The sequence below is a fragment of the Streptomyces sp. NBC_01451 genome, from assembly GCF_036227485.1.
Classification (GTDB): domain Bacteria; phylum Actinomycetota; class Actinomycetes; order Streptomycetales; family Streptomycetaceae; genus Streptomyces.
Genome location: NZ_CP109479.1, coordinates 2,610,085 through 2,636,437, shown reverse-complemented (window position 1 = coordinate 2,636,437; position 26,353 = coordinate 2,610,085). Strand labels below are relative to the sequence as shown.

Below are 26,353 nucleotides of genomic sequence, written 5' to 3'. Positions count from 1 at the left end.
GGCAGGCAGACGGGCCGCTTCGATTTTGTTCGGGGGCGACGAACTCCGCTGTCATCGGGGTCGACACGTCCGGCTGTCTGCCGTCCTCATGATGGTGCGCCTCGTGGACCCGAAACAGGGAGACAGCGTCTACGACCTCTGCGCGGGCTCCGGCGGCATACTGATCGCCGCCCACGAGCAGGTCGACGAGGGCGGCGGCCCGGACGACTTCAACGGGCCGTCCCGGGAAGTCGGAGCGTCCGCGCGAATTCGTCCAATGCCTCCATCGCGGCGGCGATCAGTTCCGGATCGTCGTGGTGGCCGCGGAGGACGACGTCGGGGAGGCCCGGCGGGGTGTGCCAGTGGTATGTCACCGAGGTCATCATGATGGTGCTGTCCGCAGGGTAGGAGCGCGTGATCCGGAGCCCGTCCGCGCCCAGGTACGGAGAGGCGAAGGGCGTGCTGCCGGTTCGCTGCTGCCACTCGGGGATTTCCGGGTTCGGCACCGTGAACGCGGTGCTTCCCTCGCAGGAGGCCGCGTCACGGGCCTCGCACTGGAGGCGGGTGGCGTGCATCACCAGCGGCATGTAGGTCAGTGGAACGGGGTGGTAGACGAATGCCTCGTCGGCCTGGAGCTTGTCCCGGAGCGTGACGATTGTCTGCTCGTAGAAACTCTTGTGGAAACGCCGCAGTTTGCGGGTGAGCTCGATGTCGTGGACGGCGGCCAAGCCGATCAGGTGCAGATCCAGCCATTCCTTGAAGGTCTTCTTGTCGATCTGGAGATGGATATAGCCCCAGATGTCTGGGCTGGCATCCGTGTCGATGTGGAGCGGGGCGCCGAGGTCGGTGCTCCACAGGGTGCCTTCGGACATGGGCGGTCTCTTTCTTCGGAGGTACGGCAGAAGAGAGCCTTCAGGCGTAGGTCCAGCGGAAGGTGCCCATCACGGCATCGAACAACTCCACGAGGGTGTCGTAGAAGGCGGGATCCGAGCCGGGCGCGATCAGGGCGCTGAAGGAGAAGGTGAGGTACTGGTCGGGGGCGCTGTCCGGGACCGGAACGAAGTACTGGACCCGGCGGTGAGCGACATCGACGCCCTGCGCCGCGTTGGCCGGTACGTCTCGCTCCGAGCGCAGGGCCGCGGTGTCGTCCAGTGTCCGCGTCTCGGCACCGGGGATCTCGGAGGCGAGCGCGGCCAGGACCGCCTCCGGACCGCTGTCCGGCCTCACCCGGGGGATCTCGATCGGCTCCGAGGCCACGAACGAAACGGGCAGCGCGATGCCGTGGAGACGTTCGGTGGGGAGGTAGAGGGTCATGCCTCCCTTGGCGCTGGCGCGGCGGACGACCTTCTTCATCTCCTGAATGAGCTTCATCCGGGCTTTTGGAATGTCGTCCTTGGGAAATCCGACGGGCAATTGTGCGACGGCCTTCCGGACGATGCGGTCCATCGCTTCCTTGGTGCCCGCGCGAAGCGGAATGACGTCCCAGCCGGGCGGCGGCACCAGGTTGAAACCGTTCGGGGGCGGACGGTGCTCAACGGTGGTCATTGCGCCCCCGTGTCACTTCCACGGCGTAGGCAACGCCCACGAAGAGTGCCCACGCCGGAGCGGCGATCATGCCAGGCCAGAAGCCGAAGAACAGCGAGGGCAGGAAGAAGCCGCCGCCCATGGCGAGATCCCGGGTGAGGTAGGGCGGACGGTCCGTGAGTCGAGGATATTTCCCGAAAACCCACACATAATGCATGAGGCAGCCGATGATCGCGGCCTCATAGACGTAGAGCACTTCGTTCATCAGGGACTTCGGCACCAGGATCATGATTCCCAGTACCGGCAGGAAAAGCGGCATCCCGATGAACAGCGTCAGCCGAAGCCGCCGGTTGGGGCCGGTGCCGAGACCGGTACGCGCGGCTTCGGCCTCGACAATGCGATGCGCCGAGTTGAGGTCCATTGTCATTCCTCACCAGTGGGTGTCGGGGGCGGGCTTCAGGGTGTTGTCCTTCCAGTCCGAGTACACCGCGTTGTACGGCTTCTCACCGGTGCCGAACTTCTCGTGGGTCCAGCTTGTCAGGTCGCTCTTCCCCAGCGCCTTGTCCATGACGTCCATCCCCATGCCGGTCCAGGCGATGCCGAGGCCAACCTGATAGGACTTGTACGCCTTGTTCGCCGCAGCACCTGCGGCCTCCGGGAAGGCAGCTCTGTTGGCCTGCAGCATCTTGGCCATACCGGCCATCTCCTTGTCGCCGAGGTGCACCAGCGTCGACAACGGACTGACCCTCAGCGGATTCTTGGCGACCAGGCCGACGTTCCGGGAGATGGACTTGCGCATCGCGTTTCGAGCCGCGCCAAGTGCCTGTCGCCCGGTCCCTTCTGGCAATCTGGTCATCAACCGCCCCGTGTCGTCCAGGATGCCCTTGACACCAGCCAGTCCTCGGCTCAGGCCTGCGGTCCGGGCTGCCTGAGCGGCGCCCACAGTGGCCTTGGCGCCGCTGGCGAGTTTCGCGGCGGCCCCGAGGCCGCCCACGACGAGGAGTCCACCCACGACGTCGAAGATGACATCCGTCCAGGTGGCGTCGCCGGATGCCACCAGTAGGAGTCTGAGTCCGATCGTGAGCGCTGCGATGCCGATGACGAGCAGGTTCAAGCCGGGAATGGCCAGCGCCACGAAGCCTGCCACCGTTGCGACCCAGCCGAGAACATCCATGAAGGCCTTGATCCCGTCCGCATGCTCATGGACCCAGCCCTTGACGTCGTCCCACCACGAGTCCTCGATCACGTCCTCGATCTCGTCGCGGATCTTCCCGGCATGGTGCTCGGCCCGGCTGTCACGATCGTCGGTGATCGTGTTCAGCTGATTCCGGTACGTCAGATGCGGATCCTGGTCGGTTCCGCCGCCGGCGGGCTTGGGAGTGCCCTTGTCACCGGAGTCGGCCTCGTTGGCCTTCTCGGCCTCAAGTTCGTCCTGTCTCTCCTTGGCCCGGCGCAGGACCTTGTCGGCCTCGGTCTGGAAGTCCTCCAACTCGTTGGACCAGGTGGTGAGATGGCCGTGGACACGCTCGTAACGGCTGGCCACCTGCCGCATGTGCTTCTCCAGCGTGGAGGACTCCTCCCGCAGGCGTTTGACGTACTTGCCCTTGAGGGTGTCCTCGTTGCTGATTGTCTGGAGGCTCTTGGCCTGGTCTCTCAACTTCTGGGCGACCGAGACCATGTGCCGGACCTCGGCGCGGATCTCCTCCGGATCTCCGGGCACCGGGTCGGAGTCGCGGAGTGGCTGCCAGTCCAGCGGACGGCGCTTGGATGTCGTTGTCACTTCTTCTTCTCGTCGCACTTGGCCAACTGGTTGTCGAGATCCTCGAACGCCTTCTTGGTCCCGGCCACCATCTGGCCGACGGAGTCGAGGCTTTCTACGAGTCTGGTGCGGTAGTCGTCCCAGTTGTCCACGAAATCCGTCATGACATCGGCAATTTTTCCGGAACCCCAGTGCTCGCGCATATCGTCGCGCTGGTTCTCGATGTCCTCGAACGTCTTCTTGAGCTGGCTGAGCTTTTTCTCGGACCCGGCGAGAAAATCGTAGTCGACCGTGAGATCCGAGTCGGACACTCAGAATCCTCCCCCTGTGTGTTGCGGTTCTGTGCTTACTGGTTGACGACCTGGATCTCCTGGACGGTGACGCCCTGGTCGCTGCCGAACGTTGCTGTGGGGAGGTCGCCACCCATACCGGTGGTTCCGGTCCAGGTGATTTCCCACGTGATCGTGGCCTGGAGTTTGAAGGTGCCGTCCCCGGAGGAGCACAGGTACTTTATGTCACACGGCGGGGTCTGGACGGATCTGCCTTCGCCGTATGGTTCGCCGATCGGGCGGCGGCGTTGATTGCGCACTCGCCTGAGGCGGGGTAGGTCTCGGCGTCACTCGTGCCCGGCTCCAGCTTGAGGGAGACCGGCTTCGCAGTCGTCGTCGCCCGGATGTTGAGACCGGCGACGTTCCAAGCCGCAGTGACGGAGACTTCCTTGAACCGGGCCTTGTCGAGCCAGTCCCAGGTGGGGCGGTTGACCTTGGTGAAATTCAAGGGCGCGAGGGTCACTTGGCAGTCAGGCAGTTGGAACGCGTTGTAGGCAGCCTCAGAGAGAATCCGAGGGCTGACTGCCTGCTCAACCCCGGGATCCTCGGCGTTCTTCACCCAGAAGGGAAGCTTGTCGCACTCCATACTGGCGGGATCGTCCACCCGGTCGGGATTCTGGACAGCAATCCACCCATTTCCCTCGTCGGCCTCTTCCTTGTTGTATTCCTTGAATTCCCCGTCCTTTTAGAAGTTCCGGGACTGACCAACAGCAGCCTTGGCGTAGTTGGCCTGGCCGGGAGTATTGATCGTCTCGTTGTGCATCGTCTCGACGTAGTCGCTGAACTCCGCGACGGAACGGGATTCGTACCAGCAGGCCGGCGGCGTCCGGTTGCTGACGGGCTGGATGGCAGCACTGGTGGCACCCGGACGCGTTCTGTAAATGACGTACGAGTCGTCGTTCACCTCGGTCTTGTAAACCTTTTTCGACTTGCGGTCTTTCGCGAAGGCATTGCTCTGGTCCTCGCAGTGGACGACGCCTGCCGACACCGAGTCGAAGACATCGATCTTGGCGTTGTAGGAGCGGCTGACGCCCGTGATGGAGTGGCCGTCTCTCATGAGTGACGCGACCCAGTCCTTGGCGTCTGCCAGAGCGCCGCCGCCGTAGTGGAAGGACAGTGCCGACAGGTCGGGATCACCCTGATTGTCATTCTCCGTGGCGCCGTCACCCCCTCCCCCCACAAGCCGACAGCAGCAAGGCGGCGGAGGCGGCAGGAGCGGCGGCGACGGGCAGGGGGCGGCACTTCACAGTGGGCTCCGTGTGTTGGCAGTTCAGTCGAACGGGCCAAGGGTATCGGTGAGCTTCTCGGCTTCACTGCAGCGAAACTTCCCTGAGGAGTTGCGCTATTTGGGGCGTTGTTGCTCGGGTGGGCATGCGTTGACGCCTGATCGTACGATCGCCTTTCTGGTCATCGGCCAGTCCGCCGGGGCCTGGGTGGACCGGATCAGCCACCGCCGGGTACTGGTTGTCGCCGACCTGTGCCGCGCTCTGCTCTACGCCTCCGTGTCACTGGCCTGGCGGCTTGACGCCCTGCCCCTGGTCCAGCTCTATGCGGTCGTCCTGCTCAAAGGCTGCGCGACGGTGTCCTTCGACGCGGGTTCGCAGAGTGTGCTGCCTCAACTGGTGTGCAAAGAAACGGTGGTTCGGGCCAACGCCGACATCAACACGCTGATGGCGGCGCGCAACGTCCTGGGCCGCAGCGCGGGTGGCGCCCTGGTCTCGCTGCTCACCGCACCGGCAGCCGTACTCGTCACGGCCGGTACCTATCTGGCCTCCGGCCTCGGCCTGGTCGCCATCTGCCGCACCCCACCGGCCGACAGGGCCCGAACCGGGGCGGGCAAACGGCTTGGTACCCAGATCGCCGAAGACGTACGACACGTCTTCGGCAACCGGGAGCTACGGGCCCTGGTGCTCACCGCGGCCCTCGCCAACCTCGGCTCGGCCGTCGTCAACCTCATGCTGCCGATCTGGTTCGTCCGCGAACTCGGCCTGCCCGGCGCCGCGTTGGGCCTGTTCTGGGGAGCGGGCAGGATCGGCCTGCTGATCGGTGCCCGCAGCGCTCGGCCCGTCGCGGCGCGGCTCGGCTTCGGCCGTACGCTCGGCCTCACCGGGGATGTTCCTGGCTGCTGCGGGACTGCTTGTACCCCTCGTCGGCCGGTGACCGTGGCTGTATGTCGCGGGCGCCGGATGATGCCTGGCCATGTCCAAGGTGGGCAGGGGCAACGTCCTCGGCTTCGGTCTGCGGCAGCGGACGACCCCCGGCTCACTGCTCGGCCGGATGAACGCGACGTTCCGCTTTCTGCTGACAGGAGCGCTGGCTATCGGCGCCGCGATCTCCGGCGTGCTCGGCGAACTGGTCGGCATCCAGGCCGCGTTGTGGGTGGGCGGGCCTTTCTGCCGGTCTTCCTCTCGCCGGTCGGGGTGCGCAGGACCCTGCCGGACCCGGTCCAGGAGCCGCCCCGCAAGCAGCGGACTCAGGGGGCGCAGGGGTCACAAGGGCGCCGACTACGCCCGAGTGAACTCCACCTCGTATTCGTAGAAGCAGAGGTGGTCCTTTATCCGCGCGACCTCCGGCTTCGGATCGGGGTACGCCCAGACGAGGTCGGCGGCGTCCGGGAGGGACCAGTAGGACGCCGTGCCCTTGAAGGGGCAGTAGCTGTGGGTCTCGGAGGGAGTCAGCAGGTCGAGCCGGACGTCCTCGGCAGGGATGTAGTAGCGCGGCGGACAGCCCGTCTCGTGGAGTACGAGGGCGCGCCCGCTCTCGGCGAGCACCTGGCCGCCGTGGACGGCCCGTACGCGGTCGGTGGCCTGCTCGATGGTGATCGTGTGTCCTTCGGTCATGTCTGAGCAGCGTTCGCGGAGCCCGGGTTGTTCCGGATCCGCCCGCGTACGGTGACAGCATGAACATCTGTGTCTTCCTCTCCGCCGCCGACCTGGACGACCGTTACACGCGCCCCGCGCGGGAGTTCGCGAGACTGCTCGGCAAGGGCGGGCACACCCTGGTCTGGGGCGGCTCGGACGTGGGCCTGATGAAGGTGGTCGCGGACGGAGTCCAGGAGGCGGGCGGCCGACTGCTGGGCGTCTCGGTGGACTTCCTCGCGGCGAAGGCACGGCCGGGCGCCGACGAGATGGTGATCGCGCGGGATCTCGGGGAACGCAAGCGGCTCCTGCTGGAGAAGGCGGACGCCGTCGTGATCATGGTCGGCGGCACCGGAACGCTCGACGAGGCGACGGAGATCCTGGAGCTGAAGAAGCACGGCAGGACGGACATGCCGGTGGTGCTGCTGAACACGGCCGGCTTCTACGACGGCCTGAAAGAACAGTTCCGCCGTATGGAGACCGAGGGATTCCTGCCCCGCCCGCTCGCCGACCTGGTGTTCTTCGCGGAGGAGCCGGTGGGGGCGCTGGCGTACCTGGAGGAGAGCCGGGGAGTGGTGTGACGGCCGTCCCCGTGATGCGAGCATGGCGGCCATGGCTACTCATGTGATCACCGGGGCGGGTTCGGGCATCGGTGCGGCGGTCGCGAGGCGGCTGCACGCGCGCGGGGACGAACTCGTGCTGCACGCGCGTGACGCGGGGCGGGCGAAGGAGTTGACGGCGGAGTTTCCGGGGGCGAGGACCCTGGTGGGCGACCTGGCCGACCCGGATCGCCTCTCCTGGGCGTTCTCGCACCAGACGCTGCCGGAACGGGTGGACTCCCTGCTGCACATCGCGGGCGTGGTCGATCTCGGCCCGGTGGGCGAACTGACCCCGAAGACCTGGCGCCACCAGCTGAACGTCAACCTGATCGCCCCCGCCGAACTGACCCGGCACTTCCTGCCCCAACTCCGGGTCTCCCAGGGACAGGTGGTGTTCGTCAACTCGGGTGCGGGCCTGAACGCGCATGCCGACTGGTCCGCGTACGCCGCGTCCAAGCACGGACTCAAGGCCCTGGCGGACTCGTTGCGCCACGAGGAACACGCGGCCGGGGTGCGGGTGACCACGGTGTATCCGGGGCGGACGGCGAGTCCGATGCAGGCGAAGGTGCACCAGCAGGAGGGCAAGGAGTACGACCCGTCGAAGTGGATCGACCCGGAGTCGGTGGCGACGACGATCCTGCTGGCCCTGGACCTGCCCCGCGACGCGGAGATCAACGACGTGACGGTACGCCCGGGCCGCTGACACCGGCTTCTCGCCCCCGCCGCCCCTACCCGTCCCGTCCCTGGGCGCTGCGCCCCCAGACCCCCTCCGGCCCTGAACGGGCCTTGTCCTCAAACGCCGGACGGGCTGGATATCAGCCCCTCCGGCGTTTGAGGAGCGGGGTCTGGGGCGGAGCCCCAGAAGGACGGGACGGGTAGGGGCGGCGGGGGCGAAGAAACATAGGCTGCTCCACGTGAACGCGAACCCCACCTTCGGCCCCGCCACCGGCATCGGTTCCCTGCCCGGCGGCGACGCCCGGGAAGCCGTCAAGGCGGCCACCGGGACCTTCGACGACTTCCCCTTCCTGCCCGAACTCCCCGCCCGCGGCCCCGGCGCCGACATGATCGGCCGCACCGCCGGAATGCTCGTCGAGATGTACGCGCGCGTGGAGCCCAGTGGCTGGCGTCTCGGCGACCGCCCGGGCCGGGACACCAAGCGGGCCCGCTCCTGGCTCGGCGAGGACCTCGACGCCCTGGAGGAGTTCACGCAGGGGTACGAGGGCCAGGTGAAGGTGCAGGCCGTGGGCCCCTGGACGCTGGCCGCCGCCCTCGAACTCAGGAACGGCGAGCTGGCCCTCTCCGACCTCGGCGCCTGCCGCGACCTCGCCGGTTCCCTCGCCGAGGGCATCCGCCTCCACCTCGACGAACTGCGCCGCCGCATCCCCGGCGCCCAGCTCGTCCTGCAACTCGACGAACCGTCCCTGATGGCCGTGCTGCGTGGCCAGGTGCGGACCGCCAGCGGCTACCGCACCCACCGGATCCCCGACCGCCAGATCGCCGAGGCGACCCTCCGGGAGGTCATCGGCGTGCACGGTGACGGGCCCGTCGTCGTCCATTCCTGTGCGCCGGACGTCCCGTTCGCCTTCCTCCGCAGGGCCGGCGCCGACGCCGTCTCCTTCGACTTCTCGCTTCTCACCGAGCGTGACGACGACGCGATCGGTGAGGCGGTGGAGGGCGGCACCCGGCTCTTCGCCGGTGTCGTGCCCGGCACGGACGGCCCATTGTCAGACCCTGCCGGTAGCGTCAGTGGTGTCAGAACGCTGTGGCGCAGGCTGGGGCTGCATCCGGGGCTTCTCGCGGAGGCGGTCACGGTCACTCCGTCGTGCGGACTCGCGGGCGCTTCCCCGCGGTACGCATGGGAGGCGCTCGCCCACTGCGTCCAGGCGGCGAGATCACTCGCGGACAACCCAGAGTAACGGGAGGACAATACGGTGGCCGGCGAACAGCACGCACAGACCACATCGGTGCCCGCCGAGGCGCGCGACAGGCACGCCCAGCTCGCCGAGCGCATCGAGGAGCACCGCTTCCGGTACTACGTGAACGACGCTCCCGTCGTCAGCGACGCGGAGTTCGACAAGCTCCTGCGCACCCTGGAGGCGCTGGAGGAGGAGTATCCGGAGCTGCGCACACCCGACTCCCCGACCCAGAAGGTCTCGGGGGCGTACGAGACGGAGTTCACCTCCGTCGAGCACCGCTCGCGCATGCTCTCCCTCGACAACGCCTTCGACGACCTGGAACTGGCGGCCTGGGCGGAGCGCGTCCACAAGGACGTCGGTGCCTCCGAGCACCACTTCCTGTGCGAATTGAAGGTCGACGGCCTCGCCGTCAACCTGACGTACGAGCACGGGCGTCTCACGCGCGCGGCGACCCGCGGCGACGGCCGCACGGGCGAGGACATCACGCCCAACGTGCGCACGATCGCCGAGATCCCGGACCGGCTGACGGGCGACCGCGTCCCGGACCTGGTGGAGATCCGCGGCGAGGTCTACTTCCCGATGGAGAAGTTCGAGGAGCTGAACGCCCGTCTGGTCGAGGGCGGCGACAAGCCGTTCGCCAACCCGCGCAACGCGGCGGCCGGTTCGCTCCGCCAGAAGGACCCGCGCGTCACCGCGACGCGCCCGCTGCACATGGTGGTCCACGGCATCGGCGCCCTGGAGGGCTACGACCCGCTGACCCGCCTCTCCGAGGCGTACACCCTGCTGCACGAGTGGGGCCTGCCGACCACGCGGTACGCGAAGCGGGTCGACGACCTCGACGGCGTACGGGAGTTCATCGCGTACTACGGCGAGAACCGGCACTCCGTGGAGCACGAGATCGACGGGGTCGTCGTCAAGCTCGACGAGATCCCCCTCCAGGGCCGCCTCGGCTCGACCTCGCGCGCCCCGCGCTGGGCGATCGCCTGGAAGTACGCGCCCGAGGAGGTCAACACCAGGCTCATCAACATCCGCGTGGGCGTGGGGCGTACGGGCAGGGTCACGCCGTACGCGCAGGTCGAGCCGGTGACGGTGGCGGGCTCGGAGGTCGAGTTCGCCACCCTGCACAACCAGGACGTGGTCAAGGCCAAGGGCGTGCTCATCGGCGACACCGTGGTGCTGCGCAAGGCCGGTGACGTGATCCCGGAGATCCTCGGTCCGGTCGCCGACCTGCGCGACGGCACGGAGAAGCCCTTCGAGATGCCGGCCGAGTGCCCCGAGTGCGGTACGCCGCTGCGGCCCATGAAGGAGGCGGACGTCGACCTCCGCTGCCCCAACGGGCAGAGCTGCCCCGCCCAGTTGAGGGAGCGGCTGTTCTATCTCGGCGGTCGCAAGTGCCTGGACATCGAGAACTTCGGGTATGTGGCCGCCGCCGCGCTCACCAAGCCGCTGGAGCCGTCCGAGCCGCCGCTCCTCGACGAGGGCGACCTCTTCGACCTGACCATCGAGCGGCTGCTGCCCATCAAGGCGTACGTCCTGGACCAGGACAGCGGGCTGCCCAAGCGGGATCCGAAGACCGGCGAGGAGAAGATCGCCACGGTCTTCGCCAACCAGGACGGCGAGCCCAGGAAGAACGCGGTCGCGATGCTCGCCAACATCGCCGCCGCCAAGGACCGTCCGCTGGCCCGGATCATCACCGGTCTGTCGATCCGGCACGTCGGGCCGGTCGCCGCCGAGGCACTGGCCCGGGAATTCCGCTCGATCGAGCGCATCGAGCAGGCCTCCGAGGAGGAGTTGGCGACCACGGACGGGGTCGGCCCGATCATCGCGGCCTCGCTCAAGGAGTGGTTCGCGGTGGACTGGCACCAGGAGATCCTGCGCAAGTGGCGGGCCGCCGGAGTCCGGATGGAGGAGGAGAGCTCCGGCGAGGACGAGGGGCCGCGCCCGCTCGAAGGGCTCACCGTGGTCGTGACCGGCACGCTCGAACACCACACCCGGGACGGTGCGAAGGACGCATTGCAGAGCCGTGGAGCAAAAGTGACCGGTTCTGTTTCGAAGAAGACGTCTTTCGTGGTTGTGGGTGACAATCCTGGTTCGAAGTTCGACAAGGCCATGCAGTTGAAGGTGCCTGTTCTGAATGAGGACGGCTTTGCCGTACTGCTCGAACAAGGACCCGAGGCGGCGGCCGAAGCAGCGCTTCCGAACGAGGAGTAGGGGTTGAAGACCACCCGATCGGCGCATACCAGATGCATACGGGTGGCCGGGTCGCATTCGGGCAACCGTCGACGACCGCTGCCCGTGGAAGCCTTCTGCGGCCTACTGTTGACGTATGCGCCTGCCGTGCCCGGATGCGGTTTCGGACGCGGTGCCGTTGCCGGTTGACGGACATCGGACCGCGTGGCGTGGGCACCGCCGGCTGTGAGAGGGACGGGAATGGAACCGACCGATAGCGCCGCCCCTCCCTCAAGGCTGCGCGGACGCCGGATATCCGGCGTCTGGCGCTGGGGCTCCACCCGCCTCGCGGGTCGTTCCGAGCCCGGCCGCGAACCGGGTGAGGGCCGCCGGACGGCACGGTTCCTGGAACGGGCGGGCGTCGGCCTCCGGACGACCGGACCGGCGGGCAGGACAGGTGCGCCGGGCGGCACCGGCCGGCGCATCGTCGCCGACAGCAGGGTGTCGACCCCGCTGACGGCCCACCTCAGCGCCGAGGAACGCGTCGCCCACCTGCACGCCCACGACCCGGCGCGCCAACTGTCCTGGCCCGCACTGCCCGCGGCGGTCGTCGCGTCGGCAGGCTTCGTCCTCGGCGCCGGCTTCTACCGCGGCTTCACCGGGCACAGCGCGCTCTTCCCTTCCGGCACCGTCGGCTGGGCCCTCGCCGTGCTCACCGGTGTCATCGTCGGCCACCTCGTCGCCCTCGGCCGCGCCCGCTGGTGGGGCGGCACCGGCTCGGGCGCCGCCCTCACCCTCTCCGTGCTCCTGCTGTTCGGGTGGGTACCGGCCGGCATGGTCAGCCTCACCGTCGTCGTCCTGGTCGGCGTGGCCCGGCGCCACCGCTGGCGGCAAGGTCTCCTGCACGGCGCGGTGGACATCCTCGGCATCGGCGCCGGCGCCCTGGTGCTCGCCGCGTTCGGCCGGGTCCCGTCCGTCGAGACGCCCTGGAATCCGCAGACCTGGAGCGTCTACACGGCACCCGAGGTGGTGCTGGTCGCGGTCACCTACCTCGCGCTCACCCGCACCCTGCTCTGGTATCTGCACACCCCGCGCGGCGGACTGCCCACCGTCGCCCGCTCCGCCCTGGTCAGACAGGGCCTGGTCGCGGTCGCGCTGCTCGCCATCGCGCCGCTGATCTGCGTCGTCGCCGTGGCCCTGCCGATCCTGCTGCCCCTGTTCGCCATCCCCCTCATCGCCCTCGACTCCACCCTGTGGATAGCCAGGGCCCGGGCCGAGGAACAGCTGCGCGACCCGCTGACCGGACTGCCCAACAGACAGTGGCTCCTGGAACGGACCTGGACGGCCCTCGACGATGCCGAACGCATCGATGCGCGGGCCGCGTTGATGCTCATAGACCTCGACCGCTTCCGCTCCGTGAACGACACGCTGGGCCACCTCGCCGGTGACCGCCTCCTGCTCCAGATAGCCGACCGGCTGCGCCTCGCACTGCCGCGCGGCGCGGAGGCCGCACGGCTCGGCGGCGACGAGTTCGCCGTTCTGCTGCCGGTCGTCGACTCCACGACGTCGGCCACCCGCGTCGCCCGCAACCTGGTCACCGTCCTCGGCTCCCCGCTCGACCTCGACGGACTCACGCTCGTCCTGGAGGCCAGCGCCGGCCTCGCCGTCTTCCCCGACCACGCGCTCGACGCCGAGGGGCTGCTGCGGCGCGCGGACGTCGCGATGTACCAGGCGAAGCGGGACCGTACGGGCGTCGAGGTGTACGAGTCCAAGCGGGACTCGAACACCCCGGACCGGCTCGGTCTCCTGGGCGACCTGCGGCGCGCGCTCGACGCGCACGAGGTCGAACTGCACTACCAGCCCAAGGTGCGCTTCGACGGGCAGGTCGCCGGCCTGGAGGCGCTGGTGCGCTGGGTGCACCCGGAGCGCGGGAAGGTGCCGCCGGACGAGTTCATAGCGATCGCCGAGTCGTCCGGACTGATGCCCCACCTCACGGAGTACGTGCTGGAGACGGCGCTCGCACAGGTCGCGAAGTGGCGCTCCCAGGGGCTGTTCGTCCCGGTCGCCGTCAACGTCTCCCCGCGCGACGTCCACAGTCCCGGCTTCGCCGGTTCCGTCGCCGCGCGGCTGGCCCGGCACGGGGTCCCGGCGGGGGCGCTCCAGCTGGAGATCACGGAACACGTGCTCCTGGAGGATCCGCAGAAGGCCGCGGACACGCTGGCCGCGCTGACCGGGCACGGCGTGAAGATGTCCCTGGACGACTTCGGGACCGGGTACTCGTCGCTGGTGCATCTGCGGCGGCTGCCGGTGAGCGAGCTGAAGATCGACCGGTCGTTCGTGGCGCGGCTGGCGGTGGACACGGAGGACGCGGAGATCGTGCGGTGCACGGTCGATCTCGCGCATTCCCTCGGGCTGCTCGTGGTCGCCGAGGGCGTCGAGGACGACGAGACGTGGGAGCGGTTGCGGGACATGGGGTGTGACGCGGTGCAGGGGTGGCTCGTCGCCGCGGCGATGCCTCCCGAGGAGGCCACGGCGTGGTTGCTGGCGCGGGGGACCCGTGGGTGGCAGCGGCCCCGGGCGGCCCTGCCCGCCGCGGAATCATAGGGAGATCTCCCACCCGCACACCGCCCGTCAAGAGGCTGACGTCTCCCGTGGGGGCTCTCGCCGTCGGTGGCCTCGGGTGCGATGGGATCAACCCGTGCGCGGGTCGGCCCGTCCGCCCCCTAGGATTGGGGCCAAAACCCACACCGCACTCACCCCAGAGGATCGCTGCATGCCTGGCATCACGCGCGAGGAGGTCGCCCACCTCGCACGGCTGGCGCGTCTGGAGCTGAAGGGCGAAGAGCTCGACCACTTCGCAGGACAGCTCGACGACATCATCGGCGCGGTCGCCCGCGTCAGCGAGGTCGCCGACCAAGACGTACCGCCGACCTCGCACCCGCTGCCGCTGACGAACGTCATGCGCGCGGACGAGGTCCGTCCGTCGCTCACCCCCGAGCAGGCGCTCTCCGGCGCCCCCGCCCAGGAGCAGCAGCGTTTCAAGGTGCCGCAGATCCTGGGGGAGGACTAATCACCATGTCGGACAACAGCAACGTCAACATCATCCGGCTCACCGCCGCCGAGACCGCCGCGAAGATCGCGTCCGGCGAGCTCACCGCCGTACAGGTCACCGAGGCCCACCTGGCCCGGATCGAGGCCGTCGACGAGAAGGTGCACGCCTTCCTGCACGTCGACCGGGAGGGCGCGCTCGCCCAGGCCCGTGCCGTCGACGCCAAGCGCGAGCGCGGGGAGACGCTGGGCCCGCTGGCCGGCGTACCTCTCGCGCTCAAGGACATCTTCACCACCGAGGGGATCCCGACCACCGTCGGGTCCAAGATCCTTGAGGGGTGGATCCCGCCGTACGACGCGACCGTCACCAAGCGGCTGAAGGCCGCCGACGTCGTCATCCTCGGCAAGACCAACATGGACGAGTTCGCCATGGGGTCGAGCACCGAGAACAGCGCGTACGGGCCGACCGGCAACCCCTGGGACCTGACCAGGATCCCCGGTGGTTCCGGTGGCGGGTCGAGTGCCGCCCTCGCCTCCTTCCAGGCGCCGCTGGCCATCGGTACGGACACCGGCGGTTCCATCCGGCAGCCCGCCGCCGTCACCGGCACGGTCGGCGTCAAGCCGACGTACGGGGCCGTGTCGCGGTACGGCATGGTCGCCTTCTCGTCCTCCCTCGACCAGGGCGGGCCCTGCGCCCGTACGGTCCTGGACGCCGCGCTCCTCCACGAGGCCATCGCCGGGCACGACCCGCTCGACTCGACCTCGATCGACGCGCCGGTCCCGCCGGTCGTCGAGGCCGCCCGCAACGGCAGCGTCCAGGGCATGCGCGTCGGCGTCGTCAAGCAGTTCCGCGGCGAGGGCTACCAGGCCGGCGTCATCCAGCGCTTCGACGAGGCGGTGGCCCTGCTGAAGGACCTCGGCGCCGAGATCGTCGAGCTGGACTGTCCGTCGTTCGACCTGGCGCTGTCCGCGTACTACCTGATCGCGCCCTCCGAGTGCTCGTCCAACCTCGCCCGCTTCGACGGGCTGCGCTACGGCCTGCGCAGCGGTGACGACGGCACGCACTCCGCCGAGGAGGTCACCTCGCTCACCCGGGCGGAGGGCTTCGGTCCCGAGGTCAAGCGCCGCATCATGCTCGGCACGTACGCGCTCAGCTCCGGCTACTACGACGCGTACTACGGCAGCGCCCAGAAGGTCCGTACGCTCATCACCCGCGACTTCGAGAAGGCGTTCGAGTCGGTGGACGTGATCGTCTCCCCGACGACGCCCACCACCGCCTTCCCGATCGGCGAGCGTGCCGACGACCCGATGGCGATGTACCTCGCGGACCTCTGCACCATCCCGACCAACCTGGCCGGCAACTCGGCCATGTCCCTGCCCTGCGGTCTCGCGCCGGAGGACGGACTTCCGGTCGGGCTCCAGATCATCGCCCCGGCGCTCCAGGACGACCGCCTTTACAAGGTCGGCGCCGCCGTCGAGGCCGCCTTCGTGGAAAAGTGGGGGCACCCGCTGCTAGAGGAGGCTCCGTCGCTGTGAGCAATGCTCTTTCGAAGGCCAAGGGCTTCAAGAAGTCCAGGTCCGGCACGTACCTGTCCATCGCGACCACCGCGTTCGGAGCGCTCAGCGTCGCCAAGCAGGCCAAGAAGGCCCGCTCGGAGAACGACACGCTGCGCCTCATCGACGCGGCCGTGTCCGCCGCCGCCATCGTCACCGGCCTCGCCATCCTCTACCGCGAGCTGAAGCGGCTGGGCGACGACGACGTCCTGCTGGGCTGAGAGGGAACTTTTCACCGTGACCACCACGACCGACGAGTTGGTGTCGTACGAGGACGCCCTGGCGACGTACGACCCCGTCATGGGCCTCGAAGTCCACGTCGAACTCGGCACCAAGACCAAGATGTTCTGCGGCTGTTCGACCGAGCTGGGCGGCGAGCCCAACTCGCAGACCTGCCCGACCTGCCTCGGCCTGCCCGGCGCGCTTCCGGTCGTCAACGCGATCGGCATCGAGTCGGCCATCAGGATCGGCCTCGCGCTGCACTGCGAGATCGCCGAGTGGTGCCGCTTCGCCCGGAAGAACTACTTCTATCCGGACATGCCGAAGAACTTCCAGACCTCCCAGTACGACGAGCCGATCGCCTTCAACGGCTACCTCGACGTCCAGCTGGAGGACGGCGAGACCTTCCGCGTGGAGATCGAGCGCGCCCACATGGAGGAGGACACCGGCAAGTCGCTGCACGTCGGCGGCGCGACGGGCCGTATCCACGGCGCCTCGCACTCGCTCCTCGACTACAACCGCGCCGGCATCCCCCTCATCGAGATCGTCACCAAGCCGATCGAGGGCGCCGGCGAGCGCGCTCCCGAGGTCGCCAAGGCGTACGTCGCCGAACTGCGCGAACTCATCAAGGCGCTCGGTGTCTCGGAAGCCCGCATGGACCAGGGGCAGATGCGCTGCGACGTGAACCTTTCGCTGCGCCCGCACGGCCGGGAGAAGTTCGGCACCCGCAGCGAGACCAAGAACGTCAACTCGCTGCGTTCCGTGGAGCGTGCCGCCCGCTTCGAGATCCAGCGGCATGCCGCCGTACTGAACTCGGGCGGGACGATCGTCCAGGAGACCCGGCACTTCCACGAGGACACCGGGTCGACGACCTCGGGCCGCGTGAAGGAGGAGGCCGAGGACTACCGGTACTTCCCCGAGCCGGACCTGGTGCCGGTGGCCCCCTCGCGTGAGTGGGTCGAGGAGATCCGCGCCGGACTGCCCGAACTGCCGCTGGCCCGCCGCAACCGGCTCCTCGCGGAGTGGGGCGTCACGGCGACCGACATGCAGTCGATGCTCAACGCCGGTGCCATCGACCTCATCGTCAGCACCATCGACGCCGGTGCCGACGCCGCCTCCGCCCGCAAGTGGTGGATGGGCGAACTCGCGCGCAGCGCCAACGAGTCGGGCACCGCGATCGACGAACTGGCCATCACGCCCGGGCAGGTCGCCCGGGTCGCCGCGCTGGTCACCTCCGGCGACCTGAACGACAAGCTGGCCCGCCAGGTCATCGAGGGCGTTCTCGCGGGCGAGGGCACCCCGGACGAGGTCGTCGAGAAGCGCGGTCTGAAGGTCGTCTCCGACGACGGCGCGCTCAACACGGCCGTCCAGGAGGCCATCGCCGGCAACCCGGGCATCGCCGACAAGATCCGCGGCGGCAAGGTGGCCGCGGTCGGCGCCCTGGTCGGCGCGGTCATGAAGGCGACCCGCGGTCAGGCCGACGCGGCCCGCGTCAAGGAACTGATCCTTGAACAGCTGGGCGTCAGCGAGGGCTGAGCCGGGCAGTGAAGCTGAGGGGCGCATCGGAAACCCGATGCGCCCCTCAGCTGTTGTCAGGTCACGTACGACGTCCCACGACCCGGACGAAGCCCAGGGACCGGCCCTGGTCGGCGTGCAGCAGCTCCACCGAGTCGCGGGCCATGGCCGCCATGAACTCCTCGGTGCTCTCCTCGGCGCAGACCTCGCTCCACAGCAGCCAGTCGCGCCAGCCGTCGGGCAGCCAGTCGGCGGCCTCCACCGTCACGGCTCCGCTCCGCGTCCACTGCCGTCGCCACCACTCGGCGGTGTGGAACGACCAGAACCCGGGGTCCCAGAACGGCTTGAGGTGTTCCGGCGGCTCCACACCGTCCGGCTCCTCGCGCAGCGCCGGTACGACGACACCGATCCGTCCGCCCGGCTTCAGCAGCCGGGTGAGGCTGGGCAGATACAGGTCGTTCGTGCCGAAGTACTGGTACGCGTCGATGCTCACGATCGCGTCGAACGACCCGTCGCCGAACGGCAGTCGGTGTGCCTCGGCGAACACGGGCAGCACCCGGTCGGCGACGCCCGCCTCATTGACCCGGCGCGCGTTCTTGGCGGGCTCGATCCACAGGTCGGCGGCTGTGACCTGGACGTCGTACTCCTTGGCGAGGAAGACCGACGTCATGGCCTTGCCGCAGCCAAGGTCGAGCACCCGGGCGCCCGGCGGGAGGGTGTCGAGGCCGAGCGCGGGGGCCAGCCACTCCAGCAGCCACAGGGCGTGCGGGCCCATCTGGTTGTCGATGGTCCAGCGGGCGTCGTACCGGCTGCTGCGCGGGTAGCGCGGGTGGTTCAGGCGGTCATTTCCGGAGGTGATGTCGGACATCGGTGAACGGGCTCCTCGGGTTCTGCGGAAGGGAAGAACGGGACGCTTCGGAGCTCGGTCGGACCTTCAAAAAATGCACCTGCTCGGGTCACCGGCGAAGCCGGATACGGACAGTCGACGGCCGGACGCTAGCAGTGGGCCCGCGCGACCCGCATCCGAATTCTCAGCTGGGCGCGCTACGCTCCCGCGCCATGGACGAGAAGGACGGGACCGACGAGTACGAGGGGGAGTACGGGGACGCGGCGCTGGACGCGCGGCGCGCCCGCTGGGCGGCGACCGGGACCGGGGTGCTGCTGGCCCTGGTGGGGCTCGCCGCCTCGACGCTCCGCCTCACGGGCTCCGCGCCCATGCTGGTACCGGGTGCGTACGCATTCGGCGCCGCCGTCTGTGGGCTCGCGTCGGTGCTGGGGGCGCGGGGGCGGACCAGACGAGCCCTGTGGCTGCTGATCGTCGGCGTGATGGTGATGGCGCTCGGGGACCAGTTCGACTGAGTTGCTTATCGCGCTTTTATCCAGGCGACAGAGTTCATGTGATTGTCCTGTGATGTGACTCGCATTCTTGTGAGTAAAGGCACTAACGGCTCAAACGATCACTGGCGCCTGTAACAGTGGTTCGGCATCTCTCTTGCCTTTTTTCGTTTCTTTGCGGGCTGTTCTGTTCATTCACGACTGTTCCCGGTCAAAGATCCACATTTAATCCAGGGAGCACGTCTGTGGCAGTCCTCGCACGCTGGTGTGTCAGGCACCGCCTCGTCGTCGTACTGATCTGGCTCGCCGCCCTCGCCGGTGTGACCGCCGCCGCAGCCGTCGCGGGTTCGGCGTACTCGAACGACTACGAGGTCCCCGGCACCGAGTCGGGCCGCGCCGCCCAGTTGCTGGAGAAGGGTTTCCCCGGGCTCGGCGGCGACACGGACACCGTCGTCTGGCACACCGCCTCCGGCACGGTTCGCGCCACCGACGTCGAGCAGACGATGACCCGCACCCTGGACCGCATCGCCGACCTGCCCGGAGTCGCCTCGGTCGTCAGCCCCTACGAGGGCCGCGACACCGGCCGCATCAGCGCCGACGGGCGTACGGCGTACGCCACCGTCACCTTCGACAAGTCCGCCGAGGACATCGGCGAGGGCGAGGCGCGGGCCGTCGTCGACGTGGCCGGGACGGCACGGGCCGACGGGCTCCAGGTGGAGCTCGGCGGCAGTGCCATCGCGCTCACCGAGTCGTCCGGCGGCCACCTCGCGGAAGTCGTCGGAGTGGTCGTCGCGGCCGTCGTGCTGTTCCTCGCCTTCGGCTCGCTCGCCGCCTCCCTGCTGCCGATCGCCACCGCCCTGGTGAGCGTCGGCACGGCGTACGCCGGGATCGTGCTCCTCGGGCACGTGATGACCGTCGCCGACTTCGCGCCCATGCTCGGCATGCTGATCGGGCTCGGCGTGGGCATCGACTACGCGCTGTTCATCGTCACCAGGCACCGGCGCGGTCTGCTGCGCCTCCCGGGGGCGCGACCCCCGGACCCGCGGCGGAAAGGCGGGTCGGCCGGGGCAGCCGGGGCGGGCAGTAAGGGCAGTGCGGGCGGTGCGGGGCAGACCCGAGTGGGACTCCGACTGTCCGTCGACGAGGCCGCCGTCAACGCGGTCAGGACCACCGGACGCGCGGTCGTCTTCGCGGGTGCGACCGTTTGCATCGCCCTACTGGGGATGCTGATCCTGCGGCTGGGCTTCCTCAACGGGGTCGCGATCGCGGCCTCCCTGACGGTGGTCCTGACCGTCGCGGCCTCCGTGACCCTGCTCCCCGCCCTGCTGTCGTTCATCGGGCCGCGCGCCCTGAGCCGGCGCGAGCGGCGCAGGCTGGCCGAGCACGGGCCCGGGCCGGAGCTGCCCACCGGGTTCGCCGTCCGCTGGTCCGCGTTCGTCGAGCGGCACCCCAAGGTGCTCGGCGCCGCCGCCCTGGGCGTCGTCGCGCTGCTCGCCCTGCCCACCTTCTCGCTCCACCTCGGCACCTCCGACCAGGGCAACAACCCGAGGACGACGACCACACGCCAGGCCTACGACCTCCTCGCCGACGGCTTCGGCCCCGGCGTCAACGGCCCGCTCACCCTCGTGACGCCCGTCTCCGACGCCGAGGACAAGCTCGTCCTCGACAACCTCGCCGCGACCCTCCGGACCACCGAGGGCGTCGCGTCGTCCTCGCCGGTCACCTACAGCGCCGACGGCTCCACCGGGTACCTCACAGTGGTACCGGAGTCCTCCCCGCAGTCCGCGCGCACCAGTGACCTGGTGGAACGGCTGCGTGAGAGGGTGCTCCCGCGCGCGGAGACCGGCACCTCGCTCGACCTGCACGTCGGCGGGGTCACGGCGAGCTACGACGACTTCGCGGATGTGATCGTCGACAAGCTGCCGCTGTTCGTCGGTGTCGTGATCGGCCTCGGCTGTCTGCTGCTCCTGCTCGCGTTCCGCTCGATCGGCATCCCGCTCAAGGCCGCCGCGATGAACGTCGCCGCCGTCGCCTCCGCGTTCGGTGTCGTCGTCGCGATCTTCCAGTGGGGCTGGGGGAGCGAACTGCTGGGCCTCGGCAGCGCGGGCCCGATAGAGCCCTTCCTCCCCGTCATCATGGTCTCGGTCCTCTTCGGGCTCTCCATGGACTACCAGGTCTTCCTGGTCAGCCGGATGTACGAGGAGTGGCTGGAGACCGGCGACAACCGGCGGGCGGTCCGGGTGGGCCTCGCCGAGACCAGCCGCGTGATCAACTCCGCGGCCGTCATCATGATCTCCGTCTTCCTCGCCTTCGTCCTCTCCGGCGACCGGGTGATCGCCATGTTCGGCATCGCCCTGGCCGCCGCCGTCGCCCTCGACGCCTTCGTCCTGCGCACCCTCCTGGTGCCCGCGCTGATGCACCTGCTCGGCGACGCCAACTGGTGGCTGCCCCGCTGGCTGGACCGGCGCCTGCCGCGCATCAGCATCGAGCCGCCCGAGTGCCGGAGCACCGCCGCGCAATTGCCGGGCGCCGGCGAGGCCGCCCGTGCGAGCATTCCGGACGTACTCGACGTACTCGACGTACTCGACATGGACGTCATGGATGACATGGACGTCATGGACGTACTGGTGAAGGAGCGACCGCAGGATGTACGCGATATCCCTGGGTGACGACGGCGCGCAACTACGGCCCCTGGAACCCTGGCACGCCGAGGAGTTCCTCGCGCACCTCGACCGGGGGCGGGACTTCATCACCCGGCACGTCCCCTTCGGCATGAAGTCCACCGACGTCGACTCCGCGCGGGAGCAGCTCCAGCGGTACGCCGACCAGCGTGCCGCCGACACCGGTTCGCTGCACGGGATCTGGCTGGACGGGAAGCTCGTCGGCGGGGTGCTGTTCCTCAACTTCAGCGCGGAGCAAGGCAACTGCGAGGTCGGCTGCTGGCTGGAACCGGCCGGCACCGGACGCGGACTGATCACGCGCGCGATGCGTGTCCTCATCGACTGGGCGATTGACGAACGTGGCATGCACCGTGTGGAGTGGCACGCGTCGTCCGTCAACGAAGCGAGCATCAACGTGGCGCGGCGACTGGGCATGAGCCGTGAGGCCCTGCTGCGGGAGAGCTATCCGCACCGGGGTGTCCGCGCGGACACCGAGATCTGGTCGGTACTCGCGCCCGAGTGGCGTGCGGCACGCGCGCGTGCCGCTCACAAGGAGCATTAAGGAACTTCTCAGACGACGTCCGTACGGTGCGAGGCATGGGAACCAAGACAGCAGACGAGACCGGCTCCGAGACCGGTACCGAGGCGAAGAGCGACGACGTGAAGAGCGGTAACGAGACGGTGGACATCACCAAGGACGAGCAGCCGGCGGAGGCCGCGGCCGACACCGGGGCCGAGGTCCTGGGCGACGCGGACGAGTACGAGGGCGACGGCCTCACGGACCTGGACGCGGCAGGACTCGCGGCCGAGCAGGAAGGTCCCTCCGGTGTGGGCCAGGGCGCTGCCGCCGTCGTGTCCGCCGTCCTCGGTTTCGTCTCGCTGACCGGCAGCTGGCTGGGCACGGTGGCCGGCGCGCGCGAGACGCTCGTGGGCCAGCTGGAGACCGCGTCCTCGGCGAGCGTCGCCACCCAGATCAAGGAGGTCTACGGCGACGCCTGGCAGACCACCGCGCTGTGGGGCGGCATCTTCGCGCTGCTCGGTCTGCTCGTCGCTGTCGCCGCCCTCGCCCGGCCCGCGTTCGGCGCCCCGGCCAAGCCGCAGGCCGGCTGGATCAAGTCGGTTTCCTGGGCGGGCGTGGCCCTCGGCATCCTCGGACTGCTCCTCGCGGTCCTGAAGTACACCGACGTGCTGCTGGGTCTGCCGTCGGCGCCCTGACACGGGAGCGGAATCACCGCAGGTCATGAGGGGCCTTAGGCCGGTCGTAAGCACCTTACGGCCGGTCTGGGGCCCCTCTTACGTTCCTAAGGCCCCCACCCCCTCGGAAGATGCGGAACTCTCCCGATGTGGCGGACCCACCTGGGAGACGAAGGTTGAGACATCGCAGAAAGCGAAGACCGACCGAACTCACCAGGACCCGAGGGGCATCACATGTTCGAGTACGAACTCCACCAGATCCGTTCCGCCGAACTGCGCCGCGAGGCCGCGGACGAGCGCCGGGCCCGGGAAGCGGTCCGCGGCGCCCGTGCCGCCCGCCGCGAGGCAGCCGGCCGGGCCGCCGAGGGCGAGGTGCATACCGACCGCACGCGCCGGCACTGGTTCACCCGGGCCGCGTGAGCACCGCGGGACGGGCGGACGGCTCTCCCACGGCGTCGCTCCTCCCCGCGCACGCCGCGGCCGTCCACCCCACGACCCACCACGGGCCGGTCGCCGTCTCGGCGACCGGCCCGTCCGGCACGTTGTTGTCCACCACTTCGCCGGTAACCCCGCCCGTCACCCCGTCCGTCGGCCCGATAACCAGTCCCGCGATGTCAGAGCCCTGTGCGATGCTCTGGCCCGTGGAGACCAGGTCCGTCTGTCCGGTGTTCGTCGGTCGTGGTGACGAGTTGGGGGTGTTGCACGACGCGCTCGCCCGTGCGGCCGACGGTGAGCCGCAGGCACTGCTGCTCGGCGGGGAGGCCGGGGTCGGCAAGACGCGGCTGGTCGAGGAGTTCGCCGAAGCGGCCCTGGGCCGGGGTGCCGTCGTCGCGCTCGGCGGCTGCGTCGAGATCGGCGCCGACGGGCTGCCCTTCGCGCCCTTCTCCACCGCGCTGCGTGCCCTGCGACGCGCGCTGCCCGACGAGCTGGCCGCCGCCGCTGCCGGGCAGGAGGAGGAACTGGCCCGGCTGCTACCGGAGTTGGGCGAGACCGGCGTCGGACGGCACGACGAGGAGGGCATGGCCCGCCTCTTCGAACTGACCGCACGCCTGCTGGAACGCGTCGCCGCCGACCGCACGGTCGTCGTCGCCCTCGAAGACCTCCACTGGGCCGACGCCTCCACCCGCCACCTCCTCGCCTACCTCTTCCGCACCCTGCGCACCGGCCGCCTCGTCGTCCTCGCCACCTACCGCGCCGACGACGTCCACCGCCGTCACCCACTGCGCCCCCTGCTCGCCGAACTGGACCGGTTGCGCACCGTCCGCCGCATCGAGCTGAGCCGCTTCAACCGCGCCGAAGTGGGCCGCCAGATCGCCGGCATCCTCGCCGCCGAACCCGAACCGGCCCAGGTCGACGAGATCTTCGACCGCTCCGACGGCAACGCCTTCTTCGTCGAGGAACTCGCCGTCGCCGCCCACGAGGGCTGCCGCACCCGGCTCACCGACACCCTCCGGGACCTGCTCCTCGTCCGCGTCGAAAGCCTGCCCGAGAGCGCCCAGCGGGTCGCCCGGATCGTCGCCGAGGGCGGCTCCACCGTCGAGTACCGGCTGCTCGCCGCCGTCGCCCGGCTCGCCGAGGACGACCTCATCGAGGCGCTGCGCGCGGCCGTCGGCGCCAACCTCCTGCTCGCCACCCCGGCCGGCGACGGCTACCGCTTCCGCCACTCCCTGGTCCGCGAGGCCGTCGCCGACGACCTGCTCCCCGGCGAACGCTCCCGCCTCAACCGCCGCTACGCCGAGGCCCTGGAAGCCGACCCGACGCTCGTCCCCGCCGACGAACGCACCATGCGTCTGGCCAGCTACTGGTACCACGCCCACGACCCGGCCAAGGCGCTCCCCGCCGTCCTGGACGCCTCGGTCACCGCCCGCCGCCGGTACGCGTACTCCGAGCAACTGCGGCTCCTGGAACGGGCGATGGAGCTGTGGGACGCCGCCCCCGACGCCGTACGGACCACACTCCGGCCCGTCGACTACACCGAGGTCTACCCGCCCTGCGGCTGCGACCCGGCCACCACGCCCCTGCCCTACCTCGACCTCATGGCCGAGGCCGCCGTCGCGGGCCGGCTGTGCGGGGAGCGCGAACGCGCCCTGAAGATCATCAAGCGTGCGCTGCACCTCCTGGAGGACGACGGAGACCCCCTGCGCGCCGCCTGGTTCTGGTGCCAGCGCTCCCGCCTGGTCCAGTCCCTGTCCCGGGGCGACGGCTGGAAGGAACTGGACACCGCCCAGAACCTCGTACGGGGCCTGCCGCCCTCGGAGGTCCACGCCGACGTCCTGGCAAGCGCCGCCGTCTGGTCGATGCTGCACTGCCCGGGCCCCGACGCCCTCGCCGCCGCCGAGAAGGCCGTCGAGTACGCGCGCATGGTGGGCGCCCACGAGACCGAACTGCACGCCCGGCTCACCCACGGCGGCCTCCTGATCGACGCCGGTGCCACGGAGACCGGGTTCGAGGAGATGCACGCCATCAAGGAACGGGCGGTCGCTGAGGACATCTTCCTCGTCGCCGGGCGGGCATACGTCAACCTCCCCTCCGGACTCGAAGGCGTCGGCCGCTCCCGGGACGCCGTCCCCATCCTGGAGGAGGGCGTCGCCTACACCCGCAGGTTCGGGCTGCTGGACTCCGAGGCCTGGGTGTGGGGCAACCTCTCCGAATCGCTGTACTCACTCGGCCGCTGGGACGAAGCCGCCGAGGCCGCGGCCAACGCGCTGCGGCGCGGCCACAGCAACAAGCCGCAGGGCGCCGGTGCCATCTGCCTGGCCAGGCTCGCTCTCGACCGGGGCGACCTGCCCGAGGCCGCGCGCCAACTGGCCACCGCCCACGAGCACTTCGGCACCCACGACCCCATGCCCCAGCACGACCTGCTGCTCGCCCTGGTCGGCATCGGCGTCACCGTCGCCGAGGGCCGCCTCCTCGACGCCCGCACCGAACTCGGCCACGTCCTGGACACCGGCTTCCCGCCCGGCACCCACCGCTACGGCTGGCTGCTGCTCCTCGCCGCCGCCACCGCGGAGGCCGATGCCCGCGCCCTGTCCACCGTGGACGCGGGCCGCCCCGAGGCCTGCGCCCGCATCCTCGACACCGCGAAGAAGCTCACCACGGGCGCCCCCGTCTGGCTCGCCCACGAGCAGTGGGTCCGCGCCGAACTCCAGCGCGCCGACGGCACCGCCACCCCGGACACCTGGTCACGGCTCGTCACCGCCTTCGAGGCCCTGGACCGCCCCTACGACCTCGCCCGGGTCCGCCACCGCCTCGCCGAGTCCCTGCTCACGGACGGCGCCGAGCCCGACGACCGCGACCGGGCGACCGAACTCCTCCGGCTGTCCGCCACCGTCGCCGGTCACCTGGGCGCCCGCCCCCTCGCCGACGCCGTCACCCTCCTCGCCCAGCGCGCCCGCCTCACCCCGACCCGCGCCTCGTCCCGTCCCGCGGCGGACCCGGCCGAATCCCTGGGCCTCACGAGCCGCGAACGGGACGTCCTGCGCCTGGTCTCCGCCGGCCGCACCAACCGGCAGATCGCCGAGGAACTCTTCATCTCGCCGAAGACGGCGAGCGTCCACGTCTCGAACATCCTGGCCAAACTGGGCGTCTCGGGCCGGGGAGAGGCGGCTGCGGTCGCCCACCGGCTGGGGCTGTTCCCGCCCGGGGCGGTCCCGGTCCGGACGACCGGGTGAGGACGGGAGCTACGCTGCAAGGAA

General features: G+C 69.7%; 24 protein-coding genes and 2 pseudogenes. 17 read left to right on the top strand and 9 right to left on the bottom strand.

Annotated elements, in window-relative coordinates; all coding sequences use genetic code 11:
* Positions 1–88: 88 nt before the first annotated feature.
* Positions 89–178 (top strand): annotated as a pseudogene (locus OG595_RS45350) (N-6 DNA methylase); the annotation flags it as partial.
* Positions 179–209: 31 nt separating this feature from the next.
* On the opposite strand, the gene OG595_RS11125 reads toward OG595_RS45350, so the two are convergent.
* The 7 genes from OG595_RS11125 to OG595_RS11095 form a co-directional block, all read right to left on the bottom strand.
* Positions 210–851 carry a hypothetical protein gene (locus OG595_RS11125; RefSeq protein ID WP_329270600.1) on the bottom strand — a complete coding sequence of 214 codons (642 nt, stop codon included), beginning with the start codon at positions 849–851 and terminating at the stop codon, positions 210–212.
* 40 nt (positions 852–891) lie between these two features.
* Entirely contained in the window at positions 892–1,524 is a 633-nt protein-coding gene (locus OG595_RS11120; RefSeq protein WP_329270598.1) for a hypothetical protein, read from the bottom strand.
* Positions 1,511–1,924 (bottom strand): hypothetical protein, encoded by a 414-nt coding sequence (locus tag OG595_RS11115; RefSeq protein WP_329270596.1) that lies wholly within the window; start codon positions 1,922–1,924, stop codon positions 1,511–1,513. Before OG595_RS11115 ends, OG595_RS11120 begins: the two co-directional genes overlap by 14 nt.
* Positions 1,925–1,933: 9 nt before the next feature.
* The gene (locus tag OG595_RS11110; RefSeq protein ID WP_329270595.1) at positions 1,934–3,283 is read right to left on the bottom strand and encodes a hypothetical protein; all 1,350 of its coding nucleotides are present in this window, start codon (positions 3,281–3,283) and stop codon (positions 1,934–1,936) included.
* Positions 3,280–3,573 (bottom strand): hypothetical protein, encoded by a 294-nt coding sequence (locus tag OG595_RS11105; protein ID WP_329270593.1) that lies wholly within the window; start codon positions 3,571–3,573, stop codon positions 3,280–3,282. The genes OG595_RS11110 and OG595_RS11105 overlap by 4 nt, the downstream gene beginning before the upstream one ends.
* Positions 3,574–3,772: 199 nt before the next feature.
* Positions 3,773–4,195, bottom strand: coding sequence for a hypothetical protein (locus OG595_RS11100; RefSeq protein WP_329270591.1), 423 nt, complete (start codon positions 4,193–4,195; stop codon positions 3,773–3,775).
* A gap of 81 nt (positions 4,196–4,276) precedes the next feature.
* The gene (locus OG595_RS11095) at positions 4,277–4,771 is read right to left on the bottom strand and encodes a hypothetical protein (RefSeq protein WP_329270590.1); all 495 of its coding nucleotides are present in this window, start codon (positions 4,769–4,771) and stop codon (positions 4,277–4,279) included.
* Between OG595_RS11095 and OG595_RS11090 the strand changes: the two are divergent.
* Positions 4,746–5,675, top strand: a pseudogene (locus tag OG595_RS11090) (MFS transporter); the annotation flags it as partial. The gene OG595_RS11095 and the pseudogene OG595_RS11090 sit on opposite strands and share 26 nt — an antisense overlap.
* Before the next feature lie 420 nt (positions 5,676–6,095).
* On the opposite strand, the gene OG595_RS11085 reads toward OG595_RS11090, so the two are convergent.
* Positions 6,096–6,431 (bottom strand): DUF427 domain-containing protein, encoded by a 336-nt coding sequence (locus OG595_RS11085; RefSeq protein ID WP_329270588.1) that lies wholly within the window; start codon positions 6,429–6,431, stop codon positions 6,096–6,098.
* Positions 6,432–6,490: 59 nt separating this feature from the next.
* Between OG595_RS11085 and OG595_RS11080 the strand changes: the two genes are divergently transcribed.
* From OG595_RS11080 to gatB, 9 genes are all read left to right on the top strand, one after another.
* Positions 6,491–7,030, top strand: coding sequence for a TIGR00730 family Rossman fold protein (locus OG595_RS11080; RefSeq protein ID WP_329270586.1), 540 nt, complete (start codon positions 6,491–6,493; stop codon positions 7,028–7,030).
* Between the two features lie 22 nt (positions 7,031–7,052).
* Complete coding sequence (locus OG595_RS11075) at positions 7,053–7,751, top strand: SDR family oxidoreductase (RefSeq protein ID WP_329270583.1); 699 nt, start codon at positions 7,053–7,055, stop codon at positions 7,749–7,751.
* Positions 7,752–7,962: 211 nt separating this feature from the next.
* Positions 7,963–8,964 carry a methionine synthase gene (locus OG595_RS11070; RefSeq protein WP_329270582.1) on the top strand — a complete coding sequence of 334 codons (1,002 nt, stop codon included), beginning with the start codon at positions 7,963–7,965 and terminating at the stop codon, positions 8,962–8,964.
* 15 nt (positions 8,965–8,979) lie between these two features.
* Positions 8,980–11,175, top strand: a complete 2,196-nt coding sequence (ligA, locus tag OG595_RS11065) for an NAD-dependent DNA ligase LigA (RefSeq protein ID WP_329270580.1) — start codon at positions 8,980–8,982, stop codon at positions 11,173–11,175.
* A 219-nt stretch (positions 11,176–11,394) separates the two neighbouring features.
* Positions 11,395–13,737, top strand: coding sequence for a putative bifunctional diguanylate cyclase/phosphodiesterase (locus OG595_RS11060; protein WP_329270578.1), 2,343 nt, complete (start codon positions 11,395–11,397; stop codon positions 13,735–13,737).
* Between the two features lie 169 nt (positions 13,738–13,906).
* Positions 13,907–14,203: an Asp-tRNA(Asn)/Glu-tRNA(Gln) amidotransferase subunit GatC gene (gene gatC, locus OG595_RS11055; RefSeq protein ID WP_015036350.1), complete on the top strand. Its 297-nt coding sequence runs from the start codon at positions 13,907–13,909 to the stop codon at positions 14,201–14,203.
* A gap of 5 nt (positions 14,204–14,208) precedes the next feature.
* Entirely contained in the window at positions 14,209–15,717 is a 1,509-nt protein-coding gene (gene gatA, locus OG595_RS11050; RefSeq protein WP_329270576.1) for an Asp-tRNA(Asn)/Glu-tRNA(Gln) amidotransferase subunit GatA, read from the top strand.
* Positions 15,714–15,956 carry a hypothetical protein gene (locus OG595_RS11045; RefSeq protein WP_329270574.1) on the top strand — a complete coding sequence of 81 codons (243 nt, stop codon included), beginning with the start codon at positions 15,714–15,716 and terminating at the stop codon, positions 15,954–15,956. Before gatA ends, OG595_RS11045 begins: the two co-directional genes overlap by 4 nt.
* A 16-nt stretch (positions 15,957–15,972) precedes the next feature.
* A complete protein-coding gene (gatB, locus tag OG595_RS11040; RefSeq protein WP_329270572.1) occupies positions 15,973–17,490 on the top strand; it encodes an Asp-tRNA(Asn)/Glu-tRNA(Gln) amidotransferase subunit GatB in 1,518 nt (505 codons plus the stop codon).
* A gap of 61 nt (positions 17,491–17,551) precedes the next feature.
* Here the strand turns inward: gatB and OG595_RS11035 are convergent, their stop codons facing one another.
* Positions 17,552–18,337: an SAM-dependent methyltransferase gene (locus OG595_RS11035; protein ID WP_329270571.1), complete on the bottom strand. Its 786-nt coding sequence runs from the start codon at positions 18,335–18,337 to the stop codon at positions 17,552–17,554.
* Positions 18,338–18,528: 191 nt separating this feature from the next.
* Between OG595_RS11035 and OG595_RS11030 the strand changes: the two genes are divergently transcribed.
* The 6 genes from OG595_RS11030 (at position 18,529) to OG595_RS11005 (ending at position 26,329) form a co-directional block, all read left to right on the top strand.
* Complete coding sequence (locus tag OG595_RS11030) at positions 18,529–18,828, top strand: hypothetical protein (protein ID WP_329270568.1); 300 nt, start codon at positions 18,529–18,531, stop codon at positions 18,826–18,828.
* 221 nt (positions 18,829–19,049) lie between these two features.
* Positions 19,050–21,473 carry an MMPL family transporter gene (locus OG595_RS11025; RefSeq protein WP_329270566.1) on the top strand — a complete coding sequence of 808 codons (2,424 nt, stop codon included), beginning with the start codon at positions 19,050–19,052 and terminating at the stop codon, positions 21,471–21,473.
* Positions 21,451–22,026, top strand: a complete 576-nt coding sequence (locus OG595_RS11020; RefSeq protein ID WP_329270563.1) for a GNAT family N-acetyltransferase — start codon at positions 21,451–21,453, stop codon at positions 22,024–22,026. Before OG595_RS11025 ends, OG595_RS11020 begins: the two co-directional genes overlap by 23 nt.
* A gap of 35 nt (positions 22,027–22,061) precedes the next feature.
* Positions 22,062–22,679: a hypothetical protein gene (locus OG595_RS11015; RefSeq protein ID WP_329270562.1), complete on the top strand. Its 618-nt coding sequence runs from the start codon at positions 22,062–22,064 to the stop codon at positions 22,677–22,679.
* 213 nt (positions 22,680–22,892) lie between these two features.
* Entirely contained in the window at positions 22,893–23,078 is a 186-nt protein-coding gene (locus tag OG595_RS11010) for a hypothetical protein (protein ID WP_329270560.1), read from the top strand.
* 209 nt (positions 23,079–23,287) lie between these two features.
* Positions 23,288–26,329, top strand: a complete 3,042-nt coding sequence (locus tag OG595_RS11005) for a helix-turn-helix transcriptional regulator (RefSeq protein WP_329282791.1) — start codon at positions 23,288–23,290, stop codon at positions 26,327–26,329.
* Positions 26,330–26,353: the final 24 nt, after the last annotated feature.